The organism is Lampropedia puyangensis (assembly GCF_004833285.1).
Classification (GTDB): Bacteria; Pseudomonadota; Gammaproteobacteria; order Burkholderiales; family Burkholderiaceae_C; genus Lampropedia; species Lampropedia puyangensis.
In genome coordinates, this window is record NZ_STFG01000012.1 from 1 (window position 1) to 20288 (window position 20288).

Here is a 20288-nt window from a genome sequence, read left to right on the forward strand (position 1 = left end):
TTGCCCAGCAGCACAAGGCCGGGTTGCTCTTTATCAACCAAGGCTTTGAGGATTTTGGCAACGGCCAGTGGCTGAACTTCTTCTGCGGTTTCCACCAGAATGGCGCGGTCTGCACCAATGGCCAGCGCTGTGCGCAGGGTTTCTTGCGCTTGGCTCACACCAATGGAGACGACGATGACTTCAGAGGCGGCACCTTTTTCTTTGAGGCGAACGGCTTCTTCTACGGCGATTTCATCGAAGGGGTTCATGCTGTGCTTGACATTGGCTATGTCTACACCGCTGTTGTCAGACTTCACGCGCACTTTGATGTCTTTGTCGACCACGCGTTTGACGGGTACTAGGACCTTGGTCATTGGGGGGAACCTTTTCTAGCAAGAGGATGATGAAGAAATAGACATTGCATCAGTTCTGATGCATGGTTTGATGCGTCATATCGCGTGTTCGGCGTGCATACGTGCAATATCGCTAGTGCTGTAGCCCAGCTGTTGCAGGATGGCTTCGGTGTGCTGCCCGAGCGCGGGCACCGCATCCATGCGAGGGGCATCCGCGGAGTTCATGCCTGGCGGCAATAGTGCAGGAATCGGGCCTGCCGACGTATTGACCTGAGCCCAGCGGTGGCGCGCTTGCAGTTGTTGGTGCTGCCATACGTCTTGCATAGTATTGACGCGGGCGTTGGCGATGTGTGCTTCGTCGATGCGTGCCAACGCTTGCTCGGTAGTGAGGCTGGCAAAGTGCTGCACGATGATTTCGCGCAGTGCTTGGCGGTTCGCCACGCGTTTGGAGTTCGAGTCAAAACGCGCATCGGTGGCCAGCGCTGGCGCTTGCAGTACGGTTTGGCAGAAGGCCGCCCACTCGCGTTCGTTTTGCAAGCCCAACATGACCGTATTGCCGTCGCCGGTAGGGAAGGGGCCATACGGGTAAATGGTGGCGTGTGCGGCACCGGCGCGCACTGGCGGCTTGGCGCCTTCAAAGGCGTAGTACATCGGGAAGTTCATCCACTCCACCATGCTCTCAAGCATGGAGATATCGATGCGTTTGCCTTTGCCGGTTTTACCGCGCTCAAGGAGTGCTGCCAGGATATTGCTATAGGCGTACATGCCAGCGGAAATATCGGCGATGGAGCAGCCGGCTTTGGCAGGCTCGTCGGCGGTGCCGGTGACCGACAGAAAGCCCGATTCGCTTTGAATCAGCAGGTCGTAGGCTTTCTTGTCGCGATACGGCCCTGGATTGGCGGGGTCGTCGCCATAACCAGAGATATCGCAAACAATCAGCTTGGGGTGCTTGGCATGCAAGGCTTCAAACGACAGTCCCAAGCGTGCAGCTGCGCCGGGTGCGAGGTTTTGCACCAGTACGTCGGCGTGTTCCAGCAGCTTGGCGAGCACATCTTGGGCATCGGCTTGCTTGACATCCAGCGTGATGCTTTCTTTGGAGCGGTTGGTCCACACAAAGTGCGACGCCAAGCCTTTGACGCGCTCATCATAGGCGCGGGCAAAGTCGCCCACACCCGGGCGTTCGACCTTGATGACGCGCGCGCCCAAATCGGCCAATTGGCGGGTGCAAAACGGCGCAGCGATGGCGTGTTCGAGGGTGACAACGGTCACCCCTTCCAGTGGACGGGACATGATGAACTCCTGATAAAGGTGTTTAGAAGGAGCGCGGCAGACCCAAGATGTGCTCGGCCACGTAGGAGTAAATCAAATTGGTGGAGATGGGCGCCACTTGGTACAGGCGTGTTTCGCGGAACTTGCGTTCCACGTCGTATTCGTTGGCGAAACCAAAACCGCCGTGGGTTTGCAGGCATACGTTGGCCGCTTCCCAACTGGCTTTGGCGGCCAGAAATTTCGCCATGTTCGCGGTGGCGCCTGCGTCTTGGTGGGCATCAAAACGGCGCGCGGCTTCAAAGCGCATCAGGTTGGCCGCTTCAGTCTCGATCAGGGCATCGGCAATGGGGAATTGCACCCCTTGGTTTTTGCCAATGGGGCGGTCAAACACCATGCGCTCGTTGGCGTATTTGGTGGCGCGGTCAATGAACCAGTAGCCATCGCCAATGCATTCGGCCGCGATCAAGGTGCGCTCGGCGTTCAGGCCTTGGAGGATGTATTTGAAGCCTTTGTCTTCTTCGCCAATGAGGTTTTCTTCCGGAATTTCCAGGTTATCGAAAAACACTTCATTGGTTTCGTGGTTGACCAAATTGGCGATGGGGCGCACTTCCATGCCGTTGCCAATGGCTTGGCGCAGATCGACGAGGAAGATCGACATGCCTTCGGATTTTTTTGTCACTTCCGCCAGCGGGGTGGTGCGCGCCAGCAGGATCATCAAGTCCGAGTGCTGGATGCGGCTGATCCACACTTTCTGGCCGTTGACGACGTATTTATCGCCTTTTTTTACGGCGGTGGTTTTGATTTTTGTCGTGTCGGTGCCAGTAGTCGGCTCGGTCACTGCCATGGACTGGATGCGCAGTTTGCCTGCAGCAATGTCTGGCAGGTATTTGTCTTTCTGCGCTTTGCTGCCGCTGCGCAGCAAAGTGCCCATGTTGTACATCTGGCCGTGCACGGCACCTGCATTACCGCCGCTGCGGTTGATCTCTTCCATGATGACGGTGGCCGCTGTCAGCCCCAAGCCGGTGCCGCCGTATTCTTCCGGAATCATGGCAGCCAGCCAGCCAGCCTGAATCAGGGCATCGACAAATCCCTCTGGGTAGGCTTCTGCGGCATCAATCTTGCGAAAGTATTCATCCGGAAATTGTTTGCACAGTTGGCGCACGGCATCACGGATTTCCTGAAATTCGTCTTCTTCTTTGTACATGAGGGCTGCTCCTGAAAATTAAGCGAGGGTGGCGGTGGCATCCATGTTCAGATGCCCTTCGGGTGAACGCACCCATAAATGCACGGTGTTGCCGTCTTGCCGGCCGCACAGGTAAAACGGCGCAATATCAAACACGGGTTTGACGGCGCGGAACTGGAAGCTGGCCACTTGCGCGTTGGGCAGTTCGCGGCGCAGCAGGTCCATCAGCAAGGTAGCCAACAGCGGGCCATGCACGATCAGGCCCGGGTAGCCTTCGACTTGCGTGACGTACTGGCGGTCGTAGTGGATGCGGTGGCCGTTGAAAGTGAGGGCCGAGTATCGAAACAGCAGTACATCGTCAGGGACGATCTGGCGTTCCCATTGCGCACCGCTCGGCGCTGGCGTGGGGGCAGGTGCTGCTTCATCGGGCGCAGGCATATCTCGGTAAACAATGTCGTGCCGTTCAGATATAGCCAATTGCCCATCCGCGCTGAGGGCATGGTCCACTTTCACAAAGACCAAAGGGCCAGTACGCCCTTCTTTGAGACGCACGTCGGCAATGGTGGATTGGCGCGCCAGCGCTTGGCCGGCATGAATCGGGGCGTGGAATGTCAGTTGGCTGCCCGCCCACATGCGGCGCGGCAGTGGTACGGGGGGCAAAAAGCCACCACGTTTGGGGTGGCCGTCTTCACCAATTTCGGATTGGCGTGCCACGGGCAAAAAGTACAGCCAATGCCACAAAGGGGGCAGGGGCTGATGCGCCCCAATCGGTGCATCGGTGCGATCGAGCGTGGCGGTCAGCGCGCGCAATGGGGCTTCGGTGACTGTGTCGTGGAGGGTCTCTTGGCGACCGATCCACGCTTGTAGTTGTGCAATATCGACAGACAAGTCTGATCTCCTTGTGATGAACACGTCAGCGGCATTTAGCCTCTGTGGTGGAACGCATTCTAGGAATGGCCTATCTATCTGTAAAATACATGTTTAATCTATTTGTTAGCTGTTTTTTATATACAAACCATGATGGAAATGCGACAGTTGCGCTATTTTGTCGGGGTGGCGGAGGCGGGCAGTTTGCTTGCCGCTTCTGAGCGGCTGCACATCGCACAACCTGCTCTGGGGCAGCAAATTTCTGCGCTGGAAGAAGATGTGCAGGCCAAGTTGTTTGAGCGTTCACGCCGCGGTATGCAGCTCACGGAGGCTGGTAAGGTCTTTCTGGAGCACGCCCATCTGATCTTGGCAGACGCTGAGCGTGCGCGGCTGGCAGTGCGTGACATGGCCAGCATTCCACGCGGGCAAGTGGCGCTGGGTTTGCCCACCACGGTGGCCTTGATTGCCTCCATCCCCCTGCTGCAAGCATGCCGCGAACAGCTACCCCAAGTGCAGCTCAATATCGTGGAGGCCTACAGTGGTTTTTTGCGCGAGTGGTTGCAAGCCGGGCGTTTGGATGTGGCTGTCTTAATGGGGGATGCCGCCGATGCCAGCCTGACCCAAACCCCCATGTTGATGGATGAGTTGGTGTTTGTGGCTGGGCCGCAGGGGAAGAAGCTACCACGTCAACTGCCCATGCAGGCGCTGGCTCAATGGCCCATGATTGTCCCAAGTAAAGGGCACGGTTTACGCAAGATCATTGACCAAGCCAACCAAGGCCACACCCACGCATGGAACGTGGTGGCCGAGATGGATTCCCTGGGCAGTGTCAAACGTGCTGTTCAGGCTGGTTTAGGTTGCACGATTTTGCCTGCGGGGGCTGTAGCGCAAGAAGTGCAGCAAGGTTTGCTGCGCACTGCCCATATTGACAGTGCCTTGATGAATCGACGGGTGGTGTGTGCGGTGCATGCCGCACGCCCCATGTCTGCAGCAGGCACTGCCGTCCATGGTTTGGTGCAGCAGGTGTTGCGCCGTATGGTGGCACAAGGCAGTTGGCCTGCGCAATGGATTGGTGATGACCGCCCAGCGTGAGCGTTCTCAAGTCAAGGGGCTTTGGCACCCTCGGCTTCAATTTGTGCAATACGCAGCAAATTGGTGGTGCCTGGCGTGGCAAAGGGCAGGCCTGCAGAAATCACAATGTGTTCGCCTACTTTGGCAAAGCCTGCGTCGCGTGCAATAGTGGTGGCCACTTCAGACATGCGCTCCACACTTGTACCGACAGCCAATTCAGGCGTGATGATGGGGTGCACTCCCCATACCAATGCCAAGCGACGGGCCGTTTGCAGGCTGGGCGTCAGGCCAATGATGGGCGCGGCAGGACGCTCGCGGGCAGTGCGCATGGCTGCATAGCCAGAGCTGGTGAATGCAACGGTGGCTGAGGCTTTGAGCAAGGCAATCACATGGCGCATGGCCAAGCCAATGGCGTCTGGCACGGTGGATGCGGGGGCCGATTGTGTGGCCTCGATGGCATCGCGCCAACTGGGGTCGGCTTCGCTGTTGGCAATGATGCGCTGCATCATTTGCACAGCTTCAAGTGGGTAGCGGCCTGAAGCCGACTCGGCTGAAAGCATCACCGCGTCGGCCCCTTCATAAATGGCTGTTGCCACGTCCGAGGCTTCTGCGCGTGTGGGCACAGGGGATGCCACCATGGATTCGAGCATTTGGGTTGCGACAATCACGGGTTTGCCCAATGCACGGCATGTACGCACGATGCTGCGTTGGATGGCGGGGACTTGCTCGGCAGGCATTTCTACGCCCAGATCGCCACGGGCCACCATGACGGCATCGGTGGCATCCACAATGGCCTCCAGTGCAGCAATGGCTGCGGGTTTTTCGAGCTTGGCAACAATGCCAGCGCGGCCTTGGAGCAGCTCGCGCAGTTCGATGATGTCGGCGGCGCGTTGCACGAAAGACAGGGCTACCCAGTCCACCCCTAAGTCAAGGCCAAATTGCAGGTCTTCACGGTCTTTTTCCGTTAGGGCCGAAATGGGCAAAATGGCATTGGGAACGTTGACGCCCTTACGGTTCGACAGCATGCCCCCCACGACCACCTCGGTCAGAATGTGTTCGGTTTCACATTGCAGTACGCGCAAGCGCAATTTGCCATCATCGAGCAGTAAGTCGACGCCTGGGTGCAGGGCGGCAAAAATTTCTGGGTGTGGCAGTGCGACACGCTCTGCAGAGCCAACCGTGGTGCTGTCCAGGTGCAAGTGAAAATGCGCCCCTTCTGTCAGGGTGATGGGGCCTTCGGCAAATGTGCCAATACGCAACTTAGGCCCTTGCAAATCTAGCAAAACTCCAATGGGCGCGCCGCATTCCGTTTCAATTTCACGAATCCATTGCAGGCGACGGCGGTGGTCGTCGTGCGTGCCGTGGCTGAAGTTGAGTCTGAAAACGTCGACTCCGGCCTGTGTTAACGCACGAATACTTTCCAGCGTATCTGTGGCTGGACCTAGTGTTGCAATAATTTTGGACTGGTTGCGGGGTGGGCGGGCAAAAGTGGTCATGCAGATGGTTTTCGATAGAGGAGTGCGGTTGCAGAACGTCGCAGATGGTGTGGCTTACTCAATCAGAATGGCGCGGAAATCGTTCACGTTGGTCAAGGTCGGGCCGGTCACTACTGCATCGCCCAAAGCCTCAAAAAAGCCGTGGCCATCGTTGTTGTCCAGCAATTGGGTGGGCAGCAGCCCCAGCGCTTGCGCACGCGACAAGGTCTCAGGGGTGATGATAGCCCCTGCATTTTCTTCAACGCCATCCACGCCATCGGTGTCGCCTGCCAATGCGTGAATACCAGGGCTTGCACGTAAAGCAATGGCCAGTGCCAACAAAAATTCCACGTTTCGGCCACCACGACCATTTCCGCGCAGGGTAACCGTTGTTTCCCCGCCTGAGAGCAAGACACAAGGGCGTTGGAATGGCTGGCCGTGGCGTTGTACTTGCAGGGCAATACCTGCCAGCGTTTTGGCCACATCGCGGGATTCGCCTTCAATAGCGTCGCCCAAGATGTGAACGGGCAATCCGGCTTGCTCGGCCACTTTGGCAGCTGCTTCTAACGCTTGTTGTGGTGTCGCAATCAAATGGGTTTCAATGGTTGGCAAAGAGCCGTCGTTCGATTTGATACTTTCACCACGGCCCGACTCCAGCACCTGCCGTACATGGGCAGGAATGTCTAAGTGGTAGCGGTCGAGAATGGCCAGCGCGTCACTGCATAAGGTGTCATCAGGCACAGTAGGGCCTGAGGCAATATCGGCTGGCGCATCACCAGGAACATCCGAAATAATGAGGTTGAGTACTTTCGCTGGCGCACAGGCTTGCGCCAAGCGCCCGCCCTTGATGGCCGAGAGATGGCGTCGTACACAATTCATTTCTTGAATGCTGGCACCACTTTTGAGGAGCTGTTTGTTCAGGGCTTGTTTGTCTTCCAAGGTTAACCCTTCCTGTGGAAGGGCTAGCAGAGAAGAGCCTCCGCCGGAAATCAGGCAGATGACCAGGTCATCTGCAGTCAAGCCTTGTACCCGTTGGAGCATCTCGCGCGCAGCGCGCTCCCCAGCCGCATCGGGAACAGGGTGAGAGGCCTGCACTATCTCAATGTGTTGACACGGAACCTCGTGGCCATAGCGGGTCACTACCAGCCCCTCCAGTATCGGGCCTTGCCAAGCTTGCTCCAGCGCTTGTGCCATGGCTGCAGATGCTTTTCCCGCACCAATCACCAAAACTCGACCTTTTGGAACAGGTGGCAGAAACGATGCGATTTGCTTAGCCGGTTGTGCGGCTGCAATGGCGGCATCAAACATGGCACGAAGCAGCGCGCGCGGTGTGGAGGTATTCAAAGTGTTGGGCATGCAAAGCATCTCATCAAAAAAGAACGCAGCGATTATGAATGTTTAATTCACTGTCTGAGGAATTTAATTGTTACCCCCCTCTTTGATTGGCGTGCCAAATGCGCCGTTGATCAAACCAGTGTCAGCCGATCATTCGCAGGTTTTCTGAATATTCACGACTTTTGTGGCTGGTGGATTGTCTGAGGCATGAGGCGCGCTACTTCAGGCGGAATGAAATTGGCTTGCAATTGCAGGGGCAACCGGTTCAGAGGTCAACAGAAATAGCGATTGACCAGCACGTGTCATGGCCATATAGAGCTTGCGCGCATGCTCTTCTGTGGCGGTTGCACGGGCCTCTCGGTCAGCAACGGTCGACAGAGATGCAGATGCAGCAGAGGAGACCAGTTTTTCCATGCCAATGAGGAACACGACTCCTGCTTCTAGCCCTGTGGCGGAACCGACGCTGGCCATGCGCAGGTATTCACGCCGGTAGCCTTGCGGGGGATCGTATTTTTTTTCTTCGAGGTTGAAGCACCAAACGGCGTGTTCTCCCAAATGCCTGCTCAGCCTTTGGTGCAAGGCGTTTTTCGAGATGCTGTCACCAAATACCACCAGCATGTCCTCTACTGTGAGATTGTGGTTTTTGAGTGCAGCATCAATTTCGTTGATGAGTTTGTCGATGCAGTCCTGGACTGATGCACATTGAATCAAAACAGGAGGGAGGCCGGGCTCCATGCCTTGCATGTCCGGCTCTAGGTAGTCGTCGGCATCGGCCTTGGTGTGCTGTTTGAGTATGCTGTTGGCTGCTGTAAGAATGGCTTGTGTGGTGCGATAAGACCGGTAGAGTTTTTTGGTGCGCCCTGCCACTTCCAGACCCACGCTTTTCCAACTCAGGCGGCTTTTCATGAAGCCTTGGTTGGGATCGGCGCAAAGAAACAGACTGCCGTGTGGTTGCATCCCCAAGCGCACGACGTGAAACCACGATGGCGCAAAGAACTGGGCTTCATCAATCAATACGTGGTCAGCCAGAACTAGATTGGAGTGGTCTTTGGCCTTACATATATCGTGCGGCATGGCACTCCAGAGCATGGTAGGCAAAGGGGGCGAGGCCAGCGCTTTGGTTACGGCCTGGTACAGCCCCCACATGGCGATACGCTCTTTTTCACGGAGTGCAAAACCGCGTCCGGCACGACTGGCCTGGAGGTAGCTGTCGAGGCTTTCTTGCAGCGTTTCGTTAATGAAATCCAACTCGTCGCTCAATTGCTCACTGGTTTGTGTCAGTTCAGGCCATGCGGAACGAAGGCGCGCTAGCAAGGGTGGGAGTTGCCGTGGCTTGATGTAGTTTGGAAAGCGGCCATTGAGTTGCTTCCATTGATTTCCCGCCCAGCTAAAGAAGGTACAGATTTCAAGGTTTTTGGGTATGGCGCCTCGTGAGCGAATCAATTTGGCGCGCAGGTCGGCGACAATGGGGCGGTTGTGGATTAAGAACAGTACTTGCTGATCGGGGTACATCTCTGCGAGTAGTAATGCCCGGGCCATGGCAATCAAGGTTTTTCCGCTGCCGGCGACTCCATTGATCAAACGCAGGGAAAGGTCTTTGCCTGCTTCAACTTGTTCTTGTGGCGCTGTCAAGTCCAGCTTGGCTGCCCATTCCTGGTTGTAGTCCAGAAAATATTTTCCCAGTGTGCTGCTGCTGTTGCGCACGAAAAGGCGCCTGGTAGTGTTGTGAGCATGGACTTCGGCTTCGGGGAAATACAGGCTCAATAGCCTGTCAGACTGTGGGCCACTGATCGCAGAAAGTGTGCGAGAAAAAACTTGCCCGTCATCTTGGTCGAAAGCCTCTCTCGACAAGAAGTAAATACCATGCGATTGGCTGTAGCGTGTGCTGATTTGTTGTATTTCTTGAGTATTGCAGCGCCACATTACCACCAGCTTTTTTAAAGGTTTTTCACCTGCGTGTAGTCCTGCTTTTTCGAAGGACTGAAAGTTCTTGAGCAGTGCTTCGAAGCGTGTTGTTTCTGAGGACTCAAACAAGCCATTGTTTGTAATTTTGCTGTAAGGCGTATCGCATACGGCAATGGCCGACCAACCTTTGTTGGCGTGTTGTACAAAAAAATTGGGCAACCATTCCTGGCGTGGAAACGGGCTTCTTACAACGTGAGCATCGTCGAGCTGGCTGAGTTTGCGCTTGATGTGTACTGCCTGGGCACCGGCGGTGCCCAGTTTTTCAGGAATAAATATCGCCATGCTTAAAGCAGCACTTTCTTACATTGGGAAATCAGGCTTTGGTATTGCTGCATCCATTGCTGCAGCGTCGGATTGTCAGTGTCGTTGGGGTCTATCGTTTCCGGACCCATGATGATCAATTTGGTTTTAGCTCTGGTGATAGATACATTGATACGTTCGGGCTGGAATAAAAATGGTGCTGTCATACTGATAAAAGCACGGTCACCGCTGGCCAGCGAGAGGATGACTACTTCACGCTCTTGCCCTTGCATGCGCTCGACCGTGTCTGCAATCAGGGCACTTGCCTGTGCGGGGTGCAGGTGTCGTTTGAGTTGTGTGCGAATGGCGCGGCCTTGTGCACGAAAAGGCGAGACGATGCCGATGTCTTTTGAGGATAAGCCCGCCTCTATCAAGGCGTGGCATAGTTGCGCCACCCATTGCGCTTCTTGTTGGTTCACCGAACGGGCGTGGTTGTCTTGATTTGGAATAAATACCGCAGGTGCATCGGCGGCCAGTACGGGACCCCACGCGTCTGACATGTTGCGCAATTGCAGTTGGCGTTGGGCATTGGGGCCGGCTGCGTGCAAATGCCCGCCGTAATAGGTTTGGCTGGGCCAGGCAGCAAGCCACTGGTTCATCCGATAGGTTTGATTGAGCATGATCAGATGATCGGCTTCGTTGGAGGTGAGTCTTGCGAAAACCGAGTGTGACTGCCCATCCAGAATAGAGCGGGTTAAAAGTACGGGGGGCAGTTGTTGCTGGTCTCCTATGAAGATGTAGCGCTTGGCTTTACGCATTGCCATCAAGGCCAAAGTTAAGGTGATTTGGCTGGCTTCGTCAAAAATAACCGTGTCAAAACTGGTATGTGCCAAGCGGGCAGAGCACGTTGCAAACGGCGTAGCGCCTATAACATAGCCCTGACCTGGTTGAGTGGGACGGTCATCCCAGTCGTCGAAATTTTCAACGTGCGCGATGTTTTGGTCTAGCCCTTTGCATTGGGTAGAGCGGCCTATTTTGATCAATGGCACATGGTGCTTGGCAATCGCATTGAGTGCGTTGTTGATGGCCGTGTGGGTGTGCGAAGTCACCAAGATGCGTTCGCCACGTTCAACCGCCATGCGTGCGATTAGGCCGAGGACTCGTGTTTTTCCTGTGCCTGGCGGCCCTTGGATGCATGCCACATGGTGCGCGCCGTGGGCCCAACTCACGGCTTCAGCTTGCATCGCATTGAAGTCCTCACTACGGGCTATGCAGGTAGCCTGATCCATGTCGTTTTCGTCAAACGTCAGCTCTAGCTCTCCCATCAGCATGGGCAACACGATGTCTTGTCCAATGGCAGAGGTGGCAATGTCATCGAGTGTTTGCTTGTAGTAGCCGGTCAGGTCAAGCGTGTCAGGGTCAGCATAGCAAGAACCTCCTTGGTAGTCTTGCCAAGCTGTTTCACTGTGCGTGCTGCGGATGAGCCAGCGATCATCCTCTTCGTATTCAAACGCAACTTGTCGGCATAGAGGCTCAAGCGCTTGTCCCTGATGCAGGCAGAGTAAATCGCCTTCGCGAAAGCGTGATTCACTTTCGTCGGGATACACCCAAAGCGTACCCGATTCGGGGCCTTTTTCGAGTTTGTTGAATCCCTGCGTAATGCCTTTTCTGAGCTTTTCAGCCAGCGGGCTCTCCCAGGTTTCAAAGAGCCGGGCGTGCGCAGCGTCTTGTTCGTCTTCAACCAGTTGGCGTAAATTGTTGAGCAGCGTATTCATGGCTTGCAGATCAGGCTAAATGGAGACAGATGGCAGATGGGTTGGTATGTGCCTAGAGGTTCGACGGGGTGCCATGCACCTGTTCCATGAACATGTTTTGAAAACAGGATTGATCTCACTCCAGGCTCCCCATCAGTCGCTGCGCCATGTTTGGCTGCACGCGATGTGCAGTGAATTTACACATTGTTAATGTTTTTCCTGATCATAAAGCCAGATGGCATGGCCTACGCGCAGTTTGTGTAACCTAATCGCCGCGCACTCATTGCGAAAGCTGGTTTGAAGAGATGGCTGCGGTATGCTTGCTGCTTTTGGCGTTTGTGTGGATCATGTGGCAACCGGTTTGCTCCACTTCACCGGTACATACGAACGGCCATTCCAACTAAAAACAACAGGAATTTTTATGCCCGCTTTGTTGCCCAATGTAGACCCCGATGGTTTACTTGAATACTCAGTCGTGTACACAGACCGCGCGCTGAACCACATGTCTGCCCGTTTTGTGGGTGTCATGCAGGACATCATTCGCACGCTCAAAAAGGTGTACCAGGCGCAAGCCGTGGCGATTGTGCCGGGCAGTGGTACGTTCGGAATGGAAGCGGTGGCCCGCCAGTTTGCACACAACGAGAAAGTGCTGATTGTGCGCAACGGTTTTTTCAGTTTCCGTTGGTCTCAGATTTTTGAGGTGGGCCAATTTGGTATGCACGGTGGTGCAGTTGTGCATAAAGCGGTTCAGGTGGGCGCAGGGGCGCAGGCGCCATGGGCACCTGCCAGCGCAGAAGCCGTGGCACAGAGTATTCGTGACCAAAAGCCTAAAGTGGTGTTCGCGCCGCATTGTGAGACTGCCAGCGGCATTTTGCTGAGTGACGATTACATCCGCACCATTGCGCAAGCGGCGCACGATGTGGGCGCTTTGATGGTGCTCGATTGCATTGCTTCGGGCACGATGTGGGTGGATATGCAGGCGCTGGGTGTTGATGTCCTGATCAGTGCACCGCAAAAAGGCTGGAGCAGCACGCCATGCGCAGCCTTGGTGATGTTGTCCGCACGCGCACGTGAGGCGATTGAAACCACACAAAGCAGCAGTTATGCCTGTGACTTGAAGAAGTGGTTGCAGATTGCAGAGGGTTACGAAAAAGGCCAACATGCTTACTATGCGACGATGCCCACAGACAGTTTGCTGCGTTTGCGCGACACCATGGTGGAAATGCAGGCCATTGGTTTTGACGTGCTGCGTGAGCGGCAAATGGAGCTAGGCACGAAGGTGCGGGCGTTGCTGCAGTCGCGCGGCATGCCCAGTGTTGCCGCTGCAGGTTTTGAATCGCCCGGCGTGGTGGTTAGCTATACGACAGACCCCGAGATACAAAGTGCGAAGAAGTTCTTAAGTGTGGGCATTCAGGCAGCTTCTGGCGTGCCTTTGATGTGCGACGAGGGGCCTGATTTCCGCAGTTTCCGCTTGGGCTTGTTCGGTATTGATAAATGGAAAAACGTTGACCGTACGGTGCTGCATTTGCAGCAGGCGCTGGATCGATTGGGGGTGTCGTAAACACACTCTAAGTGGGCTTGCATAAATACAGCGCTATTGCAGTGACATCACTGGATGCGATCGCAACTTGGTGGTCTCGCTTCAATGCCTTCTCACGGTTGGCGCTGCCAATCGTGTGTGGCTGCAAAGCGTTGCCAGCGCTTGCGTTCACGTAGGGTAAAACGTTGCGAGGTCGGCATTCGCAATTGGTCGATGACCCATTGCGTGCGCCGCACGTCAATGCGGCCCGTGTCTTGCCAGCGCTGGGCATGGGCGTCAGGTTTGTGCAGCATGGCCGCCAGCCAGGCCGCTTGCGCAGGGTTGAGGGCATCAACCGATTGGTGAAAGTAGTGCTGCGCAGCGCCTTGTGCTCCACAGGTGCCTTCCCCCCAGTACACACGCGCCAAATACTGCTGCAAGATGCCTTGCTTGCCCAAGGTGTCCTCCATCTCTACGGCGTAGAGTAATTCACGCAGTTTGCGCAGCGCAGTGCGGTCCCCGTTGGTATAAACGAATTTAGCCAATTGCTGTGAAAGCGTGCTGCCGCCCCGCAAAGGTTGTGCCATAGCGTTATCACGCGCTTGGTTGTGTTGCAGGCTTTGCTGCCATTCCACCAAGTCGTAGCCGGGATGAAGAAAAAAGCGTTGGTCTTCAGTGGCGATGACTGCACGCGCGAGGAAACCATCCAACGCAGCAGCTTGGTCGCCGCTTTTGGCGCACGCATTGGGCGCTTGTGGCAATGTTTCGGTCCCCAAGCCCCGGACGGAGAAGTCGTGTACCTGCGGCTCGATTTGGATACGACCGCTAGGTAAAGTTACTTGGGCTTGTAATGAAAAATAGCCACTGATCTGTGCGCGTGCTACTTCAGGAATTTGACTTGCAAACAAGGCAAAGGCATCGTGCAGCGCTTGCTCTTCAAAGGCGAGGTGAATGCGCAGGGCTTGCTGGCTTAGCAGGCCAGACCAGCGGCCTTGGATATCACCGGCTTGAATGCGGCCTTGCAATTGGTTGTGGTCACGCTGGATGGACAAACTTACTGTGGGCCATCCGATAGGGCTGGCACCGAATGCGGGCAAGGTGCTGGTGCAGCCGGTGCACTCAATGGTCTGGGTCTGGGTGCTTGCATTCCATTCGAATGTGACAGTTCCCGAAGGCGTCACCCATTGCGAACCACTCAACAGGCGCGCGATGCTTGGTGTGGTCAACCACTGCAGCGTTGTGGTGATGCTGATCGGAATGCTGAGCGCGCTTGCTGGTGTTGGCACATTCACAGGTGCTTGCTGCCGGCTTGGTGTGGCGATCAAGTGCTGGGATCGTGGCTCTGGGATTTTTTCTTGACGACGTATCTGCCAACTGTCAGGTAGCAGGCGCATGGCAGAACCACTCGCCCAATCAGCAATAGGAGCGGGAATAGGGATGCGCAGTTGGGTTTGCCAATCCCCTGCTTGCGGGCGCAGGTGGTGCAGGGCCAAACCTGCCAATGCTATGAGCGCAGTCAAAACCATCACTGTGCTGACAATGGTCGTCAACAGTGTTGATAGTAAGGCGCGCAGGAGGGGCATGCAGGGCAACAGGAAAGCAATCAGAGGGCTATTGTGGCAGAGCGTTTTGGCCATTGCGACCTTCGGTGCAGCTGGGGTGGTCACAGAATGTGAAGTCCCAAAGACGCGATTGCAAAACAGACGAATTACTTTGATCAGGCGCTTACAGTGGACTGACAACAGTCCAGGCTTGCCATGCCCCTGTACTGCGACCGAGCAGAGCATCCCAATACCAAGCAGAGGTGTCGGTATAGGTTTTGCCGGTGTTGTCTTGAATCAGCTCACATACGCGTAGTCTCTGGCCTTGGAGTTGCGCCTCAAAACAGCGCCACACCCGTCCATCGGGGCGTTGCGTCAATTGTTCGTTGCGGATGCTGTAGCCCATGGAGCGGAAACAGTCTGTGGCGGGGTGCAGCATGCGCGTGGCTTGTTGAACATGTCGCCAGATCAGGGTTTCGCGGCCTGTGGTCAAGCGTTCAATACGACCGGGAAATTGGTCTGCAAAGCGTGCCTCAACAGCGCTGAGTGCCAAAGGCCACAGGGGCATTCCTTGCCAATCCCGTGGCGCCTCAACGTAAGCGCTGCTGTGCGATGAGGTTAGCTGCGTGGTGTGTGCCGCACTGGTATGCTGGCCCAATAAAGCAGTCATCCCAATGAGCGCCAAAATCAGTGCCATCAGGTGCACCGCAATGCGTTGCCTTATAGGTGTAGGCCAGCGCGCGGCAGGCAAGAATGACGTAACCTTGAAGGCGTGTTTGCCGTGGTTTCTTGCCATGCTGCGCCACACCCCTAGGCAGACCAGCAGCAACACCAGCAAGCCAACCCCTTCATGCAACCACGGTGCTGCTATGCGGCCATCAGTCTGTAGTGCCACGAGTATTGTGTTGCGCACAATGTTGCCGCACAGCAGCATCAGGCCAACAACGGGCAGGCGGCGCAGGAAAACCGCATTGGGCCGCTGCAGCAGCAAGGCCGTTATGCAAGCGGTGAAATAGCCCCACCATGCCATTTGTACACCAGAACATGCGGCATCCACTAAGATCAGTTGGTCGTTGATTTGCAGGCTGGCACCATGTCGACTCACATTAAAAAATGGCATCAGCAACCAGCGAGTAGCTTCTGCGACCACTGTGCGTAGCGGGTAGCCTGCATAAAACTGCAATGAAGCCACTAGAGGCAAGGCCAATACCGTGAGGCCAAGAATGGGTGTGCAAGCTAGGGAAGGTGGGCGCACGGCCAGCCAGAAACACACCAATGCGAGTAAGGCCAATAGAGCGCAGACCAGGGCTGGCCAGGTCGCCTGGCTTAACGCTGCGGCGATGAAGAACACACAGCCAGCACCTAGCCATAACAGGTTGGCCGGTTGAGCGAGCGCAGCTCGGGCATGCATGAGCATCAACCCCAACAGGCTGGCCATAGATACCAGACCCAATGGATTGTCCGAACCGTCTTGCATACGCGCGGCCAGCCACTTCCACTGTGGCCACAGGGCAATGGCCAGCATCACCAACACATACAGTGCAGCGGTCGCTTTCGCTACGGGGTCGTTGACGTTCTGCGGGGTTGCGAATCGGCGTGCAACTGTCCGTATATGGCAGCGCAGAGACTGGTTCGGTGTGCAGGTTGGCGGCACGGCAGGTTGCATGGCGCCTCTTCCTTCAACGGGTGTAGGTGCCGCGCTGTTGGCGTTTGCGGTGGCGCGCCAGTACGGCGATTAAAGAGACGACCAATGCCAGTGAGCCCCATGTTCCTGGTTCGGGCGTGCTGGGCACGGCTTGGCCTGCCACGGCAAGTGTGCTGACGCCTTCGGGCAATGGATTGGGTTGTTCTACCGTGAGGGTATCGTCAGGAGTATGTGTTCGCACACGTTCGTCCACGGCCAGAAAACTGGTGTAGGGCGTCAACAGAGAGTAATCCAGACCCAGTTGCGTGATGGCCGCTTTCCATTCGCTGCCGCCAGTCAACGCTTGCTGGTCGCTGAGGCTCGCGATTTGCTGGCGTGCCCACAGCAGGCGCAATGCGGCATTGGTGTTCGTGGGCATGGCCTGATTGGTTTGATTTTGAGTGGTTTTGCCTGTTGGCAGGCTCTGCGTGAAGGGCAAATGCATTTCATAGGCACCATCAGCACTGTGGCCGGTAAGAATGAGCTGACCGAGCGGTTTACCTTGCTGAGGGGCGCGCCATTTGCCCATGATGACAACAGGCCGTTGTGCCATGACATCGGGGATCTGCGCAGGGACCAGATCGTAGGCATCGATGCCGGTGAAGCTGGCTTGAATGTGGGTGAGCACAGGGCGCTCAACCATGGCGCGAAAACGTCGCGCTTGTGCTCGAGCTTGCTTGGGTTGCGTAATGACAAAAGGCTCACCCATGCCTGCGCGTGCCAGGCTTTCAATCAAATGGCGGTTGACCGAACTGCCAATGCCAAACGCAAAGACGTTGGCGCGGTGCAGGTTGTTACGCACCAGGGCATAGGCTTCGTTCTCGACGGAAACATACCCATCGGTGACAACAATGATGCTGCGCGAGACGTTATCAGCTTTGGGCATGTCAATGGCTCTGCGCAAGGCAGGAATCAACTCCGTGCTGCCACTGCCATAGGACAGGTCAATGGTTTTGAGTGCTTGCTCAATGTTTGCTTTGGTCGCTGGAACGGAGGCGGGACTGAGCATTTGGTTGTTGCCCGAGAACAGCATGACGTTGAAGGTGTCGCTAGGGCGCAGGCTACCAATGAGTTCACGCAGCATGGTTTTTGCAGTCTCCAGCGGAAAACCATTCATGGAGCCAGAAATGTCTACGACAAAAATGTAGTCGCGCGGAGTGATTTGGGGTGCTGAGACGGTTTTAGGCGGCTCAATCATGGCAAGAAAGTAGTTGTCGTCCCCAGCCTTTTCCCCTTGGTAGAGCAGCACCCCTGATGCAATGGATTGTCCGGCCAATTGGTAATGCAAGATGAAGTCGCGTGGCTGGCTTGCTAAATCCTGTGTGCCCAGTGTGATGTTGGCACGTGCATTGTGGTGGGCAAACTCGGTTTCAATCTGGTGGCTAGGGGATTGCAGCAGGGCAATTGACATGGGGGCATTGAGCACTACGCTGAGGTGGAATGTCGGCTCTTTACTCTGTTGCGTGGTGTCTTTCTTAGTGATCTGGGGCGGTGCGATGGCTTGTGCAAAGGGGCGGTCGTTGCCATCTGGGCCTGCTTGCGCTGCTTGTGGGCTGTTGTAACGAGGCCCGACGACAGTAGGGAATACGAAGTCGTATTGCCCGTCGGTAGGTACCAACAATTCGGTGTATTTGAGCTCGACCTCAATCTCATCGCCAGGCACGATATTGGCTAGGTTCATCTCAAACACGTTGGGCCTGTGCTGTTGCAGCAATGCCGCTGTTTTCCCTTCTGCTTTGGCTTGCGCATAGTGTGCTAGCGCTTGTTGTTTCTCTCGAATTTCTGCACGCACGACTCGATCGCCAAGGCGCATTTGCAATGCATGCACGGCAGACTGACTGGAGCCCGGGAATACATAACGCGCTTCAATGGTACGAGTACCTTCGTTGCGGTAAGTCTGGTTGACGGTGACTTCCGCAATCACGCCTGAGATGGTGACTTGCACATCGGTTGATTTCAGAGGCAGGGCATCCAGAGCGGGATCTCCTGATGGCAACACGAAATAGGGACTGCATATGGCGTCTTCCTGACAAACTGGTGTGTTCGCTGTGTTTACGGTTGCATGGGTTGGCGTGCCCACCACCATAAGCCCGATGAGGATCAGTGCAAGCCATTGGATGCAGGTATGCCAACACCAGCCTGTGTTGATAGGAGAGGGAAATGTGTGTGCGTTTGAGCGTGTAGCGATAGGCCGCATAGCGTGCTCCTCCAACTGTTGAGAATGGGCAGAGCATCTCGCGCTGGTGTGAAGCCTTGTCGAACCCAATAAGCAGAGGGGGACGCTTGTGTGAAGGCTTTTGTGAAGTGGCCGTGAAATCGCCTGATGTTCTGTGTGCGATGCCCGGTGGCATTGGCCGCCATTGGCACTTGTGCTAAGGTTCTCACCCCATTAACGATGGCGCTTGGGTATTTTTCAGGCGTTCTTTGCGAATGGGCCTGTACCGCGCAACTTTCTTTTTCTTATGGACTCTCATCCAGCATCTCCTTCAGCGGCTGTGCCCGCTCAACAGCGGGCGCCTTTTTGGCGCTGGCTGGCCATTGGCGCCGTCGTGGCGTTGCTTGATCAACTGATTAAGTACTGGATCGTGAACCAGTACCAATGGGGCGATTTCACCCCGGTGACCAGTTTTTTTAATTTGGTACGTGCCCACAATACAGGCGCAGCCTTCTCATTCTTGGCAAATCATGATGGTTGGCAGCGCTGGTTTTTTATTGGCATTGCGACATTGGCCACGGTCTTTATTGTTTGGCAATTGCGCTTGCATGGCGCACAAAAGTTGGCTTCGCTGTCACTGTCGCTGATTTTGGGCGGTGCTATTGGCAATGTGGTCGACCGAGTCAGTCGCGGCTATGTGGTGGACTATTTAGATTTCCATTGGGCGCAAGTGCACTTCCCCGCCTTCAATCTGGCTGATGTCGCAATCAGTTGTGGCGTGATCGGCATGATCTTGGCTGAGTTGCTGCGCTGGATGCACGAGCGACGCATTCACGCACCGCCTAAGTAAGTGCTAGGCGTTGGCCATTCGCCATGCGAGCTATTGCTGCTCAGGAACTATTGCGGGGAGTGTTGGTGGAGCAATGCCGTAAGGGTTAGCGCAGGGGTCCATGGGCTTTTGTGGTGGCTTGCAACCGTTGAGGTATGCGGTGACTTGTTCGACCTTGTGTTGTATTCCCGCGTTGATGAGCGTTTCGCGTTGCCAGCTTAATGTGCTGAACCAGACTGCGTTTTGTACGACTGGCACCATGGGCAAAGTGGCCTGGTATTGCGCCACAACCCGACGTTGCGGCACGTCCACACTCAATACAACAACACGTGCGGGCACCAAAGCATGGTTGGCGCGTTGTGCATAGCTCAGACGTACAAAGGGCAAAGGATCTGCAGGCCAGTGCAAGACAATAGGCCGATTTTCGCCTGGCACTTTCAAAACAAGTCGGTCTCCCACATTGACAAAACCATTCAAACGTACACCCTGTGCAACGCGGGTTGCCCCCACACAAGGCACATAAACGTATTCGAGTACGCGGGCTGCAGCTCCGGTGTACCCCATCACGCCTTCATCACTGTTGGTTAGGTTGCGCATGTTGCGTTGCTGGCCAGACGCTGCGATCACATTGTGTAGTGTTCCCCCCAGTACAAATACGCCTGTGTCAGGAAAAAACACGGTGCGTTGGTTGTACCCCCCGCCATGCGCCATGCAGCGGTTATCGTCTTGCACAGGAGTGCTTTCATCAATAAAGCCTTCTTGCTGTGCGGTGGTGGGGGTCAATTGGCCTTCATCATCAAACAGGTAGGTAATTTTCATCGCCAGCGAGGTGTATTCGCCAAACTGGTCGATTCCAGCTAGGGTGAGGTTTGGGTAGGGCGTGAGATTGAGAACCTGAGGTGGAACCACAGGCTGGGTTTGGGGGCTTGAATTGACTTGAGCTTGCTGCGCGTCTGTGGTTAGGGCTTGTGGACGTTCGGCTTCAGGCAGGCTCTGGCAGCCTGCTAACGCAAAGAGTGAGGCTGTGCCGAATAGGCTGCACATCCAGTGCATTACGTATGTTTTCATG

Annotated in this window: 15 protein-coding genes; 3 read left to right on the forward strand and 12 right to left on the reverse strand. The window is 55.6% G+C overall.

All coding sequences use genetic code 11. The features are described from left to right. From E9531_RS11125 to E9531_RS11140, 4 genes are all read right to left on the reverse strand, one after another. The coding region (locus tag E9531_RS11125) for an electron transfer flavoprotein subunit beta/FixA family protein (RefSeq protein WP_425293583.1) at nt 1-353 on the reverse strand (353 nt) is incomplete at its 3' end. Between the two features lie 75 nt (nt 354-428). Beyond that, nucleotides 429-1622 (reverse strand): CaiB/BaiF CoA transferase family protein, encoded by a 1194-nt coding sequence (locus E9531_RS11130; RefSeq protein ID WP_211343422.1) that lies wholly within the window; start codon nt 1620-1622, stop codon nt 429-431. Nucleotides 1623-1644: 22 nt separating this feature from the next. Beyond that, on the reverse strand, nt 1645-2805 hold the full coding sequence (locus tag E9531_RS11135) for an acyl-CoA dehydrogenase family protein (protein WP_136573844.1): 1161 nt from the start codon (nt 2803-2805) through the stop codon (nt 1645-1647). 18 nt (nt 2806-2823) lie between these two features. Further along, a complete protein-coding gene (locus tag E9531_RS11140; protein ID WP_136573845.1) occupies nt 2824-3672 on the reverse strand; it encodes an HTD2 family dehydratase in 849 nt (282 codons plus the stop codon). Nucleotides 3673-3801: 129 nt separating this feature from the next. Between E9531_RS11140 and E9531_RS11145 the strand changes: the two genes are divergently transcribed. Beyond that, entirely contained in the window at nt 3802-4743 is a 942-nt protein-coding gene (locus E9531_RS11145; RefSeq protein WP_244610079.1) for a LysR family transcriptional regulator, read from the forward strand. Nucleotides 4744-4754: 11 nt separating this feature from the next. On the opposite strand, the gene pyk is transcribed toward E9531_RS11145, so the two are convergent. From pyk to E9531_RS11165, 4 genes are all read right to left on the reverse strand, one after another. After that, entirely contained in the window at nt 4755-6218 is a 1464-nt protein-coding gene (gene pyk / locus E9531_RS11150) for a pyruvate kinase (protein WP_136573846.1), read from the reverse strand. A 54-nt stretch (nt 6219-6272) separates the two neighbouring features. After that, nucleotides 6273-7553: a glycerate kinase type-2 family protein gene (locus tag E9531_RS11155; protein WP_136573847.1), complete on the reverse strand. Its 1281-nt coding sequence runs from the start codon at nt 7551-7553 to the stop codon at nt 6273-6275. A gap of 201 nt (nt 7554-7754) precedes the next feature. Continuing rightward, complete coding sequence (locus tag E9531_RS11160; RefSeq protein WP_136573848.1) at nt 7755-9779, reverse strand: DEAD/DEAH box helicase; 2025 nt, start codon at nt 9777-9779, stop codon at nt 7755-7757. A gap of 2 nt (nt 9780-9781) precedes the next feature. Then, nucleotides 9782-11512 carry a DEAD/DEAH box helicase gene (locus E9531_RS11165; RefSeq protein WP_211343423.1) on the reverse strand — a complete coding sequence of 577 codons (1731 nt, stop codon included), beginning with the start codon at nt 11510-11512 and terminating at the stop codon, nt 9782-9784. Between the two features lie 400 nt (nt 11513-11912). Here E9531_RS11165 and E9531_RS11170 point away from each other — a divergent pair, with 400 nt between their 5' ends. Then, the gene (locus E9531_RS11170; RefSeq protein WP_136573850.1) at nt 11913-13052 is read left to right on the forward strand and encodes an aminotransferase class V-fold PLP-dependent enzyme; all 1140 of its coding nucleotides are present in this window, start codon (nt 11913-11915) and stop codon (nt 13050-13052) included. Nucleotides 13053-13144: 92 nt separating this feature from the next. Here E9531_RS11170 and E9531_RS11175 read toward each other — a convergent pair whose 3' ends face one another. The 3 genes from E9531_RS11175 to E9531_RS11185 all read right to left on the reverse strand — a co-directional run bounded on the left by E9531_RS11175 (nt 13145) and on the right by E9531_RS11185 (nt 18432). After that, entirely contained in the window at nt 13145-14593 is a 1449-nt protein-coding gene (locus E9531_RS11175; protein ID WP_158291769.1) for a biosynthetic peptidoglycan transglycosylase, read from the reverse strand. A 142-nt stretch (nt 14594-14735) separates the two neighbouring features. Beyond that, a complete protein-coding gene (xrtQ, locus tag E9531_RS17800) occupies nt 14736-16217 on the reverse strand; it encodes an exosortase Q (protein ID WP_244610080.1) in 1482 nt (493 codons plus the stop codon). Nucleotides 16218-16230: 13 nt separating this feature from the next. Then, nucleotides 16231-18432: a VIT and vWA domain-containing protein gene (locus E9531_RS11185; protein ID WP_244610081.1), complete on the reverse strand. Its 2202-nt coding sequence runs from the start codon at nt 18430-18432 to the stop codon at nt 16231-16233. A 265-nt stretch (nt 18433-18697) separates the two neighbouring features. Here E9531_RS11185 and lspA point away from each other — a divergent pair, with 265 nt between their 5' ends. Next, entirely contained in the window at nt 18698-19240 is a 543-nt protein-coding gene (gene lspA, locus E9531_RS11190) for a signal peptidase II (RefSeq protein ID WP_136573852.1), read from the forward strand. A 30-nt stretch (nt 19241-19270) separates the two neighbouring features. Here lspA and E9531_RS11195 read toward each other — a convergent pair whose 3' ends face one another. After that, nucleotides 19271-20287, reverse strand: a complete 1017-nt coding sequence (locus E9531_RS11195) for a hypothetical protein (protein ID WP_136573853.1) — start codon at nt 20285-20287, stop codon at nt 19271-19273. Between the last annotated feature and the right edge of the window lies 1 nt (nt 20288).